At 64.1% G+C, this 13420-nt stretch carries 14 protein-coding genes; 12 read left to right on the top strand and 2 right to left on the bottom strand.

Annotated features, from left to right (window positions below; genetic code table 11):
* The first annotated feature begins 2 nt into the window (after nt 1-2).
* The 6 genes from AC1DYW_RS08880 to AC1DYW_RS08855 all read left to right on the top strand — a co-directional run bounded on the left by AC1DYW_RS08880 (nt 3) and on the right by AC1DYW_RS08855 (nt 5624).
* A complete protein-coding gene (locus AC1DYW_RS08880) occupies nt 3-1124 on the top strand; it encodes a class II histone deacetylase (protein WP_477225864.1) in 1122 nt (373 codons plus the stop codon).
* Entirely contained in the window at nt 1069-1986 is a 918-nt protein-coding gene (urtB, locus tag AC1DYW_RS08875; protein ID WP_477225863.1) for an urea ABC transporter permease subunit UrtB, read from the top strand. Before AC1DYW_RS08880 ends, urtB begins: the two co-directional genes overlap by 56 nt.
* Nucleotides 1983-2969 (top strand): branched-chain amino acid ABC transporter permease, encoded by a 987-nt coding sequence (locus tag AC1DYW_RS08870; RefSeq protein WP_477225862.1) that lies wholly within the window; start codon nt 1983-1985, stop codon nt 2967-2969. The genes urtB and AC1DYW_RS08870 overlap by 4 nt, the downstream gene beginning before the upstream one ends.
* Nucleotides 2966-3670: an ATP-binding cassette domain-containing protein gene (locus tag AC1DYW_RS08865; protein ID WP_477225861.1), complete on the top strand. Its 705-nt coding sequence runs from the start codon at nt 2966-2968 to the stop codon at nt 3668-3670. Before AC1DYW_RS08870 ends, AC1DYW_RS08865 begins: the two co-directional genes overlap by 4 nt.
* A 2-nt stretch (nt 3671-3672) precedes the next feature.
* The gene (locus AC1DYW_RS08860) at nt 3673-4374 is read left to right on the top strand and encodes an ABC transporter ATP-binding protein (RefSeq protein ID WP_477225860.1); all 702 of its coding nucleotides are present in this window, start codon (nt 3673-3675) and stop codon (nt 4372-4374) included.
* Nucleotides 4375-4454: 80 nt separating this feature from the next.
* A complete protein-coding gene (locus AC1DYW_RS08855) occupies nt 4455-5624 on the top strand; it encodes a substrate-binding protein (protein WP_477225859.1) in 1170 nt (389 codons plus the stop codon).
* Between the two features lie 71 nt (nt 5625-5695).
* Here AC1DYW_RS08855 and AC1DYW_RS08850 read toward each other — a convergent pair whose 3' ends face one another.
* Entirely contained in the window at nt 5696-6598 is a 903-nt protein-coding gene (locus tag AC1DYW_RS08850; protein WP_477225858.1) for a LysR family transcriptional regulator, read from the bottom strand.
* A gap of 102 nt (nt 6599-6700) precedes the next feature.
* On the opposite strand from AC1DYW_RS08850, the gene AC1DYW_RS08845 reads away from it, so the two are divergent.
* From AC1DYW_RS08845 to AC1DYW_RS08820, 6 genes are all read left to right on the top strand, one after another.
* Nucleotides 6701-7690: a zinc-dependent alcohol dehydrogenase family protein gene (locus tag AC1DYW_RS08845; RefSeq protein ID WP_477225857.1), complete on the top strand. Its 990-nt coding sequence runs from the start codon at nt 6701-6703 to the stop codon at nt 7688-7690.
* A 166-nt stretch (nt 7691-7856) separates the two neighbouring features.
* Nucleotides 7857-8156, top strand: coding sequence for a TFIIB-type zinc ribbon-containing protein (locus AC1DYW_RS08840; RefSeq protein WP_095081108.1), 300 nt, complete (start codon nt 7857-7859; stop codon nt 8154-8156).
* 74 nt (nt 8157-8230) lie between these two features.
* Entirely contained in the window at nt 8231-9247 is a 1017-nt protein-coding gene (locus AC1DYW_RS08835) for a Tim44 domain-containing protein (protein ID WP_457153685.1), read from the top strand.
* Between the two features lie 421 nt (nt 9248-9668).
* Entirely contained in the window at nt 9669-10220 is a 552-nt protein-coding gene (locus tag AC1DYW_RS08830; RefSeq protein ID WP_457153686.1) for a MaoC family dehydratase, read from the top strand.
* Nucleotides 10221-10222: 2 nt separating this feature from the next.
* Nucleotides 10223-11383 carry a CaiB/BaiF CoA transferase family protein gene (locus AC1DYW_RS08825; protein ID WP_477225856.1) on the top strand — a complete coding sequence of 387 codons (1161 nt, stop codon included), beginning with the start codon at nt 10223-10225 and terminating at the stop codon, nt 11381-11383.
* Between the two features lie 26 nt (nt 11384-11409).
* Complete coding sequence (locus AC1DYW_RS08820; RefSeq protein WP_457153689.1) at nt 11410-12564, top strand: extracellular solute-binding protein; 1155 nt, start codon at nt 11410-11412, stop codon at nt 12562-12564.
* Here AC1DYW_RS08820 and AC1DYW_RS08815 read toward each other — a convergent pair.
* Nucleotides 12561-13400 (bottom strand): amidohydrolase family protein, encoded by an 840-nt coding sequence (locus tag AC1DYW_RS08815; RefSeq protein WP_457153688.1) that lies wholly within the window; start codon nt 13398-13400, stop codon nt 12561-12563. The genes AC1DYW_RS08820 and AC1DYW_RS08815 overlap by 4 nt on opposite strands.
* Between the last annotated feature and the right edge of the window lie 20 nt (nt 13401-13420).

Genomic DNA, 13420 nt, shown 5'->3' with positions numbered 1-13420 from the left:
GGATGGCGACAGGTTACGTTTTTCACGAACAGCTGATGTGGCATGACACCGGCTCCAGCGCCGACATGATGCCTCCCGGCCGTTTCGTGGAACCCGGCCGGCATCTGGAATCGCCCGGCTCAAAGCGTCGGCTGAACAATTTGATCCAGGTCAGCGGCCTGTCGCGCCACCTCGTGCCGATCATTCCCGAGCCGGTTTCGGTCGAGGATCTGCTGCGCGTGCATACCCAACGCCACGTCGACGATATCCGCATGCTCAGCGAACGGGGTTCCGGCTTTGCTGGGCCGCAGGCACCGATCGGCCTCAACAGTTTCGACATCGCCCTGCTGTCGGCCGGTACCACCTATGCCGCCATGCGCGCCGTGCTGACCGGCCGGGTCGACAATGCCTATGCGCTGGCGCGGCCGCCAGGGCACCATGCCGAGCCCGACCAGGCGTTGGGCAACTGCCTGTTCTCCAACATCGGCGTGTCCGTGCGCCGGCTGCAGCATGAAGGGCTGCTTGGCCGCGCGGCGGTGGTCGACTGGGACGTGCATCACGGCAACGGCACAGAGACGGTGTTTTATTCCGACCCATCGGTGCTGACCATTTCCGTGCACCAGGACAATCTCTATCCGACCGGGCGCGGTGCGCTGGCCGACAATGGCAAGGACGCCGGCGAAGGCTACAACATCAACATCCCGTTGCCGGCCGGCAGCGGCACCGGCGCCTATGAATCGACCTTTGATCGCGTCATCGCCCCGGCCCTGCGCGCCTTCAAGCCGGACCTCGTCATCGTCGCTTCAGGCTTTGATGCATCGGGCTTCGACCCGCTCGGTCGCATGATGCTCAACAGCGAATGCTTCCGGCGCCTAGCCGCACGCATGGTGGCGCTGGCCGCCGAGACATCGAACGGACGCCTGATGATGAGCCATGAAGGCGGCTATTCCGAAGGTTACGTTCCGTTCTGCGGCCATGCCGTCATCGAGACGCTGGCCAATCATCGCACCGAAGTGGTCGACCCGCTGTCGGACCATATCGACGAATGGGCAGGGCAGGAATTGCAGCCGCATCAGGCTGGTGTGATCGATGCCGCCGAAGGACTGCTTGCCGGCCTGCGCCAACGCCTCGCCAGTGCGGCCTGACGCGATGGATTTTGTCGTCACCACGCTCCTCAATGCACTGACGCTGATCAGCATCCTGATTCTGGTCGGGCTCGGCCTGGCGATCAGCTTCGGCCTGATGAACGTGACCAACCTCGCGCATGGCGAGTTCGTCACCGTCGGGGCCTTCGCGGTCTATTTCGTCCAGAGCATCGGCGGTTCGTTCTGGCTGGGGCTGGCCGCCGCACCGATCGCCGGCGCGGTTGTCGGCTGCATCCTCGAGTTCGCCATCATCCGCCATCTCTATTCGCGGCCGGTCTCGACTGTGCTCGCCACCTGGGGCGTCAGCCTGATCCTGCAACAAGGGCTGGAACTGACCTTCGGTCTCGGCGCCAAGCCGGTGACGCCGCCGATCGAAGGCACGCTCGATCTCTTCTTCACCGTCTATCCGGCCTACCGGCTGATCCTGATCACTATTGCCGCGCTGACGCTGCTTGGAGTCGTCCTGCTGATCAGCCGGACATCGTTCGGCCTCGACATCCGCACCGTCATCCAGAACCGCGAGATGGCCGAGGGCGTCGGCATCAACACGCGGCGCACCTATGCCATCGCCTTCACCTTCGGTGCCGCCATTGCCGGACTGGCAGGAGGACTGGTCGCGCCGCTGGCGATCGTGCTGCCGCAGATGGGAGTGAACTATCTCGCCAACGCCTTCTTCGTCGTCATCGTCGGCGGCGTCGGTTCGATCGGCGGCCTTGTCGCCGGAAGCGTCTTCGTCGGCGGCCTGACGAGTGTCCTGAACTACCAGATATCGCCATCGCTGGCGCAAGCGATCGTGCTGCTCGCGGCCATCGTCGCCGTGCGGCTGCGGCCCAACGGCCTGTTCAACGGGGCATCGCGATGATCACCCGAGACCGCAACTGGCTGCTGATCTTCGCCGTCTGCGTGGCGCTCGCCATCATCTATCCGCTCATTGCCGATGGCTATCAGTTGACAGTGATCCGCGACGCACTGATCTTCGGCCTGTTCGCGGCGAGCCTCGACTTCTTCTGGGGTCGCACCGGCATTCTGTGTTTCGGCCACGCCGCCTTTTTCGGCATTGGCGGCTACATCATGGCGCTGGTCACGCTCAATGACGCGATCCCCTTCGCCAGCCTGCTTGGTATCATGGGCGCGGTGGCCGGCGCGGCCTTCGTCGCCGCCATCATCGGCTATTTCCTGTTCTTCGGCGGCATCCGTGGCAGCTATTTCACCATCGTCACGCTGGCCATGGGCGTCATCTGCCAGCAGGCCGCGGTCTCCTGGAGCTCGGTCACCGGCGGCGACAGCGGTTTGATCGGCATCCCGCCGATCGAGTTCGATATAGGCGGGCTGCATGTCGATCTCAGCCAGGACCTGCCCAGCTACATCTTCGTCGCAGCCATCGTCGCGGTGGCCGTGCTGGCGCTGTGGGCGATCAGCCGCGGGCGCTGGGGCACGGTGCTCACCGCCATCCAGGACAATGAAGTCCGGGCGGCGGCGCTGGGCCACAACGCGCCCTTGCGGCTGCTCGTCACCTTCGTTCTGTCCGCGGCCATCGCCGGACTTGCCGGCGCCCTCTATGTCTGCATGGCGGGGCTGGTGGCGCCGGACCTTTCGGGGCTGCTTTTGTCGACGGAAGTCATCGTCTGGGTGGCGGTCGGCGGGCGCGGCACGCTGCTCGGTCCTGTGCTCGGTGCCATCTTCATCCAGCGGGCGCAACAGACGATCAGCAGCTTCAACCCGAGCCTGTGGCCGCTGCTGCTCGGCTGTGTCTTCGTCGTCATCGTCTTCGTCTTGCCGGACGGCATCCTGTCGATCTACGCGCGGCTGAAGGTCCTGTTCAAAGGCCGGAGGCGCGCGCAATGAGCGATGTCCTGCTCCAGGCCGAAAATGTCGGCATCCGCTTTGGCGGCCTGCAGGCGCTGGAAGCGCTTGATCTCACCGTGCGCGACAAGGAGCTTTGCTGCATCATCGGGCCGAACGGCGCCGGCAAGAGCACCTTCCTCAACGTGCTGACCGGCACGCTGCGCCCGACCAGCGGCAGCGTGCGCTTCCTCGGCCGCGACATCGCCGGCCTGCCGCTGCACCGCATCGCCCGGCTCGGCATCGCCCGCAAGTTCCAGATCCCGTCGGTCTTCCCCAGCCTGTCGGTTGAGGACAATCTGAAGGTGGCGCGGTGGGGCGCGCCCTCACCTGTCCGCCCGGTCGCTGAATTGCTGGAGCTGGTCGCGCTCGGCGATCGTGCCGCCACGCTGGCCGGCGAACTCGCGCACGGCCAGAAGCAATGGCTGGAGATCGGCATGGCGCTGGCGATCGAGCCAAGGCTGCTGCTGCTCGACGAGCCGACCGCGGGCATGACGCCGCAGGAGACGCTGGCGACGGCGGAGATGCTGCTGCGGCTCAAGGGCGAATTCTCGATCGTCGCGGTCGAACATGACATCCGCTTCGTGCGAGCGCTGAACTGCGAAACGCTGGTGCTGCATCAGGGGCGCCGGCTGCGCAGCGGTCCTTTCCACGACATCGAGACCGACGAGATGGTCCGCGACGTCTATCTGGGGAGGCGCTGACCATGCTGCGGACAATGGCGATCTCGGCCGGCTACGGCCTGCTCCCGGTGTTGAACGGCATCGACCTCAGCGTCGCGCCGGGCGAGGTCGTCGGCCTGCTCGGCCGCAACGGCGCCGGCAAGACGACGCTGCTGCGCGTCATCGCCGGAGCCTTGCGGGCGAGCGGCGGCGCCATGCTTCTCGGCGACCAGGACCTCACCAATGCGCCGGCCTTCCGCCGCGCGCGGGCCGGCATCGCGCATGTCCCGCAGGGACGCGGCATCTTCAACCAGCTGACCGTGCGGCAAAACCTGGACGTCGGCACACGCGCCGCCAAGGGGCGCGGCGACGGCGGCATTCCGGCCGATATCTTCGGCTATTTCCCGATCCTGCGTGAACGCGAAGCGCAGGTTGCCGGCACACTCTCCGGTGGCCAGCAGCAGATGCTGGCGATCGGCCGCGCGCTGTGCGGCTTGCCGTCGGTGCTGCTGCTCGACGAACCCTCGGAAGGCATCCAGCCGAACATCGTGCAGTCGATTGCCGAGCTGGTGCCGCGCATCGCGCGCGAGCGCGGCATCGCGATCGTTCTTGTCGAGCAGAATCTCGATCTCGTTCTTAGGGCGGCGGACCGCTGCATGGTGATGGAAAAAGGCAGGATCGTACATGAAGGCGCGCCGGAGGCGTTCGCCGACGAGACACTGCTCAAGGATCTGTTGGCTCTATAGGCGCGCTTAAAGCGCGCCCGGGATTTGTTGGCTTTGTAAGGCGTGCATGGGGCGCGCCTGGACTGGAAGGGAACGCAAAAATGATAAGCAGACGAACTGTTCTGAAATCGGGCGGCGCCGCGGCCGCCTTCGCCATGGTCGGTGCGCCGTCGATCCTGCGCGCCGCCGACACCGTCAAGGTCGGCCTATCGATCCCGATCACCGGATTGCAGGCGATCCTCGGCGAGACGCTGCTCAATTGCTACAAGCTGGCGGCTGCCGAACTCAACGCCGCCAATGGCATTGGCGGCCGCCAGGTCGAATTGTTCATCGAGGACAACCAGACCACGACCAAGGGCGCGATCGACAAGGCACGCAAGCTCATCAACGAAGACAAGGTCGACGTGATCATGGGCACCATCATCTCGCCCGAGCGCAGTGCGACGCTGTCCGTAACCTCGAAAGCCAAGAAGCTGTTCTTCTACCCGACCAACTTCGAAGGCGGCGAATGCAACCGCTACTTCGTCGCCACCGGCCCTATCCCGATGCAGCAAGTCGACCCGATGATGCCCTGGGTGGCCGAGAACCTCGGCAAGACGATCTATGTCATGGCCTCCGACTATGCCTGGCCGCAGAAGATGACCGAGGCGATCACGGCGGCCTACGAGAAGGCCGGCGGCAAGATCATCGGCGCAGACTACTATCCGTTCGGCACCACGGATTTCGGCCCGGCGTTCCAGAAGATCAAGTCGCTGAAGCCCGATGTCGTCTGGTCGATGGTGGTCGGCAACGACGCCGTCACCCAGCTCAAGCAGTATCGCAGCTTCGATATCAAGCAGCCGCTGATCGCGCCGCTCGACGAGGTCTTCAACAAGGACGCGCTGCCGCCCGGCGTGGCCGCCGGAACCTACGCGCCGCAGCCCTACTGGATGGCGCTCGACAATCCGGTCAACAAGAAGTTCATCTCGAGCTTCCGCGAAAAGTTCGGCCAGGAGAAGATGGTCAACGGCATCGGCGAGGCCGGCTACAATGGGCTGCATCTCTACGCGCTGGCCGCCGAGAAGGCCGGATCGCTGAAGGACGACGATGTGCTGGCGGCATTGCCATCGATCGAGTTCGACGCGCCGCAAGGCAAGATCCGCGTCGACGCCACCAACAACCACACGCTCTGCCATTCCTATGTCGGCAAGGCGGCGGCAGACGGCATCGGTTACGAGATCGCCAAGGATTTCGGCGTCATCGCGCCGGTGACGCCTTACTGCAAATTGTAGTGAATTAGCTGCGCGGCTCAGGCCACCTTGCGGTGCCTGAGCCGCGCAGACGCCGACGGCGACGCTTGCGATCAGGCCATCGATTTCGGCAAAGCGGCCGCCAGTGCATCGACGGCCAGCCGTACCTTCAACGGCAGATGCGGCGTCTTCAGCCAAAGCGCGTGACAGTCGTAGAGATATCGCGGCTGATCCGGCAGCAGCGCCACCAGCGCGCTGGCCTGAATTCGCTCGTGCGCCAGCCAATAGGGCAACCAGGCGAGGCCCATGCCTTCGGCAGCAGCATCGGCGATGGCATCGAGATCGTCGAGCCGCAGCCGACCGGTGGGTATGAATTCCTGTGCGGCTTGCCCCTCGCGCGCGAACAGCCACGGCTGAACGACCTGGCCGAGCCGGCGGTAGACAATGGCCTGATGGTCGGCGAGATCCTCGATCCGACGCGGTTCGCCGTGGCGTTGGAGATAGGAGGGTGCTGCGCAGACGACCATGCCCTGGCGCGCGACACGACGCGCGATCACCCTTGCCTTGTCTTCCAGGGCGCCGGTCCGAATGGCAAGATCATAGCCGTCCTCGGCAAGGTCGGCGAAGCGGTCGCTGAGGGACAGGTCGAGTTCCAGCATCGGATATTGCCGCGCCAGCCGCAGCAGTATGGGTGTCACGCAGTGCCGACCGAAATGCGCCGGCATGGTGACGCGCAGTTTGCCCCGCGGTTCGGAAAACTGGTCGGCGGCGAGCGCATCGGCGGCTTCGGCCTCGGCCAGCACGACCCGGCAGCGTTCATAGTAGGCGCGTCCGAAGTCGGTCAGGCTCTGCCGGCGCGTGGTCCGGTTGAGCAGCCGCACGCCCAGCCGCTCCTCGAGAAACCGGACATGCTTGCCGACCATCGGTCCGGACAGATCGAGCGCGACCGCCGCGGCCGCAAACGAGCCGAGGTCGACCGCTTTGACGAACACGGCCATGCTCTCAAGCCGATCCATATTCAGAACTCCTGGTTTCTACTGTTCTACCTTTATAGCCATTTATCGCCGAGAATCTTGCCTGCATAGCTCATTCGGTTCAGATAATTTGGAGTGACCCGAATGGCACGTCTTGTTCGCTTCCACCAGCATGGTGGCCCCGAGGTCCTGCGCATCGAGGATGTCGAGCTTTCCGGACCGGGGCCGGGCGAAGTTCAAATCCGAGTCAAGGCACTCGGCCTCAATCGCGCCGAGGCGCTGCTCCGTGCGGGTGCCTATATCGAGACGCCGACGCTACCCTCGGGGCTTGGCCTCGAGGCTGCGGGCATCATCGAGGCGGTGGGCGAAGGTGTGACGGATTTTGCGCCGGGCGACAGCGTCAGCATCATCCCGCCGCAATCGATGATCCGCTGGCCCGCTTATGGCGAGCTCGCCACCTATCCCGCCGGGCTCGTCGTCAAGCACCCGCCCTCACTCGACTGGCCAATGGCGGCGGCGGTCTGGATGCAATACCTCACCGCCTATGGCGCGCTGATCGATATCGCCAGGCTGCACAGCGGAGATTTGGTCGTCATCACCGCGGCATCGAGCAGTGTCGGGCTTGCCGCGATCCAGATCGCCAGCAGGGTTGGCGCCACCGCGATTGCGGTGACGCGAACATCGGCCAAGAGGCAGGCCCTGCTCGACGCCGGCGCGGCCTATGTGGTGGCCTCTACGGAGGAGGATCTGGCCGCACGGCTCGATGAAATCGCCGGGCCGCAAGGCGTGCGCGTCGTGTTCGATGCGATCGGCGGCCCGATCTTCGAGCCGCTGACGGCGGCGATGTCGCGGGGTGGCATTCTCATCGAGTATGGTGGCCTCAACCGCGAGCCGACGCCGTTCCCGTTGTTCGCCGTACTGGCCAAGACGCTCACGCTGCGCGGTTATCTCGTCCACGAGATCACCGGCAACCCGGCGAAGCTGGAAGCGGCCAAAGCGTTCATCCTCGAAGGCCTGGAGACCGGCGCGCTGAGGCCGATCATCGACAGAACTTTCCCGTTCGAGCAAATCGTCGAGGCGCATCGCTTCCTGGAATCGAACCGGCAGTTCGGAAAGATTGTGGTGACGGTTTGAGCAACAATCCCTTGAAGGCGCGCCTCTGCATTCCTAATTGCCTTGTGCGGGCCGGGCCCCTCTGACTGTCGCTTCTTTGGCGATTGTGATGTCGGACCGCTATAACGGGCCCGTTTCCATTCTTTTCGGTCAAGCGGGCTCATTCTTTTTTGGTTTGGAGCCCCTCATGACATCTTCCCTCCTTGGTTTGGTTTGCCCCTCCTGCCGCGTTGCGCTCGTGATGAGCGAACGCCAGGGGATCGAGATCGATTATTGTCCGCAGTGCCGAGGCGTCTGGCTTGATCGCGGCGAACTCGACAAGATCATCGAGCGTTCCGGCAGGGACGCCGCGCCTGTGCAACAGCCACAGCCGGCAGCGTTCTCCCAACCGCAACATGGCCAAGGGCGCGATGACGATTATTCCCGCTCGCAGGGCCACCGCTATCCCAAGCGGAAGAAATCATTCTTCGAAGAATTGTTCGACTGATCGCATGATGTCCGGCGTCCGGGCCGGCGTTTGCTGAAAATTTCCGAAACCACATCGAAAAAAGGCCACCCCCGATGATGTCTCGCTCAAGCCGATTTGCCGCCCTGATTGCAGGGCTGGTCCTTGCATTCTCCATGGTCGCGATGGATCACGCCGAGGCTCGTCGCGGCGGCAGTTTCGGCAGCCGTGGCACACGTACGTTCCAATCGGCACCGCCGACCAGAACGGCACCAGCGCCGATCGCTCCGGTCGAGCGTTCGATGACGCCCAACACCGGCGTGAACACTCCGGTGCGGCAACCGCAGGCCGGCCTGCAGAGGCCCGGTTTCATGAGCGGCTTCGGTGGAACGATGATGCGCGGCCTGCTGCTCGGTGGCCTGATCGGCCTGCTCGTCGGCCAAGGCTTCGGCGGCCTGGCCGGCATGTTCGGCTTCCTGCTTCAGGCCCTGCTGATAGGTGGCGCAATCATGCTGGCCATTCGCTTTTTCCGGTCGCAATCCGCGCGTGGCCCTGTGCTCGCGGGTGCCGGCAATGGCCAAACTTCCGATGCCCAATCTTCCAATGCTCAAGTTTCGAGATTTGAGAACCGCGCAACGGCACAGCAACAGGCGGACACGGCACGCTCCTTTACAATTCCCGGCTTTGGTGGCGGTTCGGGCGGAGGCTCTCCAGCCACCGGTTCGGAGGAGATCACGCTGGCTCAGACCGATCTTGACGCATTCCAGCAGCTGTTGACCGACGTCCAGGAAGCATTCGGGCGCGAAGACCATGCCGCCCTGCGCCGGGCGACGACCCCCGAGATGGTGTCCTATTTGTCCGAAGAGCTGGCCGACAATGCCCAGAAGGGTCTCAGGAACGACGTATCGGACATCACTTTGCTGCAGGCCGACATCGCGGAAAGCTGGCGCGAGGATGACCGCGACTACGCCACGGCCGCACTGCGCTACGAATCTCGTGACGTGATGCGCCAACGGGCCACCGGCAAGGTCGTCGAAGGCGACGATGAGCATCCGACAGAGACGACCGAGCTGTGGACATTCATGCGGGAGAACGGCTCGAACTGGAAGCTCTCGGCAATCCAACAGGCTTGAGCCCCGGCCAGTTTGTTCCGAGGCTTCTGAATTGGCATAGATGCGCGAGCCGTCCGGTGTCACCGCGAGGAATGTCGGGTTGACGTCATTGGTCTCGGCCCAGTTTTCGCGTTTCCAGCGTCGCTTCGTCGAAGCTGTAGACACCGAAACCGACACCGCGCGCCCTGAAAATACGGCGCCTCACGGTTCAGGCTGCCGACGAAGATCAGACAGGCATTGTGCAAGTTTTCCTCGCTGCCCGCCAACGCTTCGGCGCGCGGGGACAGTCAAGATTTCGCCGAGACGCGCTTGCAACGGAATCCCATATGTGAAAATACTATTTACAAAAGAAGATTGACGGAGGAGACGTCGTGCTTTCAGGCGCTTTGATGCGTGCTCCAGCACCTCTGCGGTGCCCGCCACAGGGCTGGCGGAGCCAACCATGAACGACTTCGCGCACACCGTCGGCGTCGCCTCGACGCACCCCGCCAACATGCCCGAGGATCACGCCGCCCTGCCGGTGTGGAACGCCGAGAACTGGTTCTATGAGGACTGGCCGGTCGGTCAAAAAATTCGCTCATTGCGGCGCACCATGGCGGAAGGCGACAGCCACCTGTTCAACACGCTGGTGCTCGACATCCACCCCTATGTGCAGGACCAGATGTTTGCCGAGACGGAAGGCATTTTCGGCAAGCGGCTGATCGCCGGTGCTTTCGTGTTCTCGGCTGGCCTCGGGCTGGTCGCCACCAATTGCATCAACGCCTTTTCCTATGGCTACGACAAGCTCCGCTTCATAAAGCCTGTCTTCATTGGCGATACGATTTATTCGATCCGCTCCAACCTCGACAAGAAGCCGCGCTACAAGGAGATGGGGCTGATCCGCGCCAGCTACGAGGTGTTCAAGGGCGAAGGCGAACTCGTTCTCTACTGCGAGCATCTGCAGACGGTGAAGTACCGAAACCCGGCCGACTTTGTCGGCAAGACGGAGAAATAGCGATGCCGGTAGCAGCCGAATTGCCGCTTGCCGGTCTCGTCGTCGTCGACATGAGCCAGTTCCTGTCCGGGCCTTATTGCTCGCTCAGGCTGCTCGACCTCGGCGCCCGCGTCATCAAGATCGAGCGTCCGGATGGCGGCGACCTGTCGCGCCGGCTCTACCTCAGCGACACCGAGATCGGCGGCGATTCCACCATCTTCCATGCCATCAACCGAGCCAAGGAAAGTTTCGCCATCGACCTTAAGAACGAGACCGACCTCAAGGTGCTGCGCGGCCTGCTGGCCAATGCCGATGTGCTGATCCAGAATTTCCGGCCGGGCGTCATCGAGCGGCTCGGCCTCGACTACGAAGCCGTCCGCAAGATCAACCCGCGTCTGGTCTACGCCTCGATCAGCGGCTATGGCGAGGACGGCCCCTGGGTCAAGCGGCCGGGCCAGGATCTGCTGGCGCAGTCGCGCTCCGGTGTGATGTGGCTGAACGGCGACGAAGACCAGGGCCCGGTGCCCTTCGGCCTCGCCATCGGCGACATGCTGGCCGGTGCCGCCTGCGCACAGGGCATCCTGGCGGCGCTGGTGCGGCGCGGCATCACCGGCCAGGGAAGCCATATCGAAACCAGCCTGCTGGAAGCGCTGGTCGATTTCCAGTTCGAGGTGCTGACCACGCATCTCAACGACGGCCGTCGCTTGCCCCGACGCTCCAACTTCCGCAGCGCGCATGCCTATCTTTCTGCGCCTTACGGCGTTTACCCCGCCAAGGACGGTTATCTCGCCATCGCCATGACGCCGATCCCCAAGCTGGCCGATCTGTTGTCGCTTGGCGAACTGGCGCCCTATCGCGACAAACCGGCATCGTGGTTCACGGCGCGCGACGACATCAAGGCGATCATCGCACAAAGGATCGCTACCAAGACCATCGACGAGTGGCTTGATATCCTGGAGCCGGCCGACATCTGGTGCGCCAAGGTACTGACCTGGCCGGAAATGCTGGCAAGCGAAGGGTTCCAGTCGCTCGACATGCTGCAGATGGTGACGCGCGAGGACGACGTCTCGATCCTTACCACCAGTTCGCCGCTCAGGGTCGACGGTGTCAGAGCCAAGGTCGACCGGGCGGCACCGCGCATCGGCGAGCATAGCGCTGCGATCCGCGAGGAGTTCGGGCTGTGACCACACTCGCGCCCACTCTCAGGGGCATGACCTGGAGCCATCCGCGCGGCTACGATCCGATGGTCGCCTGCTCGTCGCTATGGAAGCAGAACACCGGGGTCGCCATCGAATGGGACAAGCGTTCGCTGCAGGATTTCGAGTCCTTCCCGGTCGAGGAACTGGCGCGGGCCTATGACCTCATCGTCATCGATCATCCGCATGTCGGCCAGATCACGGCGGAGCGCTGCCTCGAGCCGCTCGACGTCACCGGCCGCGAGGCGGAGCGCGCGGCCCTTGCCTCGGGCAGCGCCGGAAAATCCTATCCGAGCTACAACTGGCAGGGACGGCAGTGGGCGTTCCCAATCGATGCGGCCAGCCAGGTCCAGGCCTGGCGACCGGATGCACTCGGTGCGCCGCCATCGCGTTGGAGCGAGGTGCTCGATCTCGCCGGGCAAGGCCGCGTGCTGTTGCCGTTGCGGCCGCCCCACGCGCTGATGGTCTTCTACACGCTTGCCGGCAATCTCGGTCATGCCTGCGCGACCGATCCCTCCCACGATCTCATCGACATTGAGACCGGCAGCGACGTCTTCGAGGCTATGCGCGAGATCGCCGCGCTGGTCGACCCGGCCTGCTTTGACATGGATCCGATCGCCGTCTCGGAGCGCATGGCAGAGACGGATTCCAGAATCGTCTGCGCGCCGCTGATCTATGGTTACGTCTCCTATGCGATGGCTGGGTTCCGCGCGCACCGCCTTGCCTTCGCCGATATCCCGGTCATCGGCGCCGGCGGTCCCATCGGTTCGGCGCTTGGCGGCACCGGCATAGCGGTTTCAGCCTTTTCCAAGGCCAAGGATGCGGCGATCGACTTCGCCTACTGGGTCGCCGGTAGCGATGTCCAGCGCGGTGCCTATGCCGCCGCGGGCGGCCAGCCCGGCCATGCCGCGGCATGGGAAGATCAGGAGGTCAACGCCGCCACCGGCAACTTTTATCGCGATACGCGCGTGACGCTGGAAGGCTCATGGGTGCGCCCGCGCCATGATGGTTACATGGCGTTCCAGCAGGCGGCGTCCGACCGCATCGTCGCCGGCCTGACATCCAGCCACCGGGCTGGCCAGGTCGTTGCCGATCTCAATCGCCTGTTCCGGGAAAGTGTTCCGGTGCAGGTGTCCCGCGCTGAGGCGAGAACGAACGAACCCAGCTAGTCGAGCCGCCACAGCTTGCGGGCATTCGCGAACAAGAGCCTGTCGCGTTCATCGACGCTGCAACCTGACAGCAGCGCATGGGTCGCCGCCACCCAGGTCGAGAGGCCGCCACCAAGCGTGCAGACCGGCCAGTCGCTGCCCCAGACAACGCGGTCCCAGCCGAACGCATCGATGGTGTGTTCGACATAGGGCCGCAGCGTCCCGGCCGTCCAACTGCCGGGATCGGCATAGGCGACGATGCCGGAAATCTTGGCCATGACATTCGGGCGGCGCGCGATCTCGCTCATGTGTTCGCGCCATGGATGTTCGCCATTGCCCTTGATATCGGGGACACCGCAATGGTCGAGCACGAACTGGACATCTGGCGCCAGGTCAACAAGCGCGATCGCCCTGGGAATCTGGTGCGGCAGCACGACCAGATCGAAGGTCAACCCGCTGCCGCCAAGCCGCTTGATGTTGTCCCGAAACAACGGGCCTTCCGAGAGATCGTCGGGTACGACATGGAGGACGCGGCGGAAACCCTTCACGAAGGGATCTGCCCGCTGCCGCTCGAGATAGGCGGCAAAGTCTGCTTGTTCCGGCCGGCAGGACGCGATCGCACCGGCCAGCATGCTGCCGGGCTGCATCGACAACTTTTCGACACGAGTGGTCTCGGCTTCGATGTCCGCCGGATCGACGTCGACCTCCATATGCAGCACGCGCCCGACGCCGACGCGGTGGGCCTCCACGGCGTATTCCTCATAGGAAAAATCGCGGTCAAGCGCCGGCACGCCGGCAAGCCAGGGATAGCGCAGCACCGAACGATCGATGAGATGCAGATGGGTATCGACGATCACTGTAGCTCCTCCTCTTGGGT

The sequence above is a fragment of the Mesorhizobium sp. P2_D5 genome, assembly GCF_056404355.1.
This window is presented reverse-complemented; position numbering and strand designations above follow the sequence as displayed.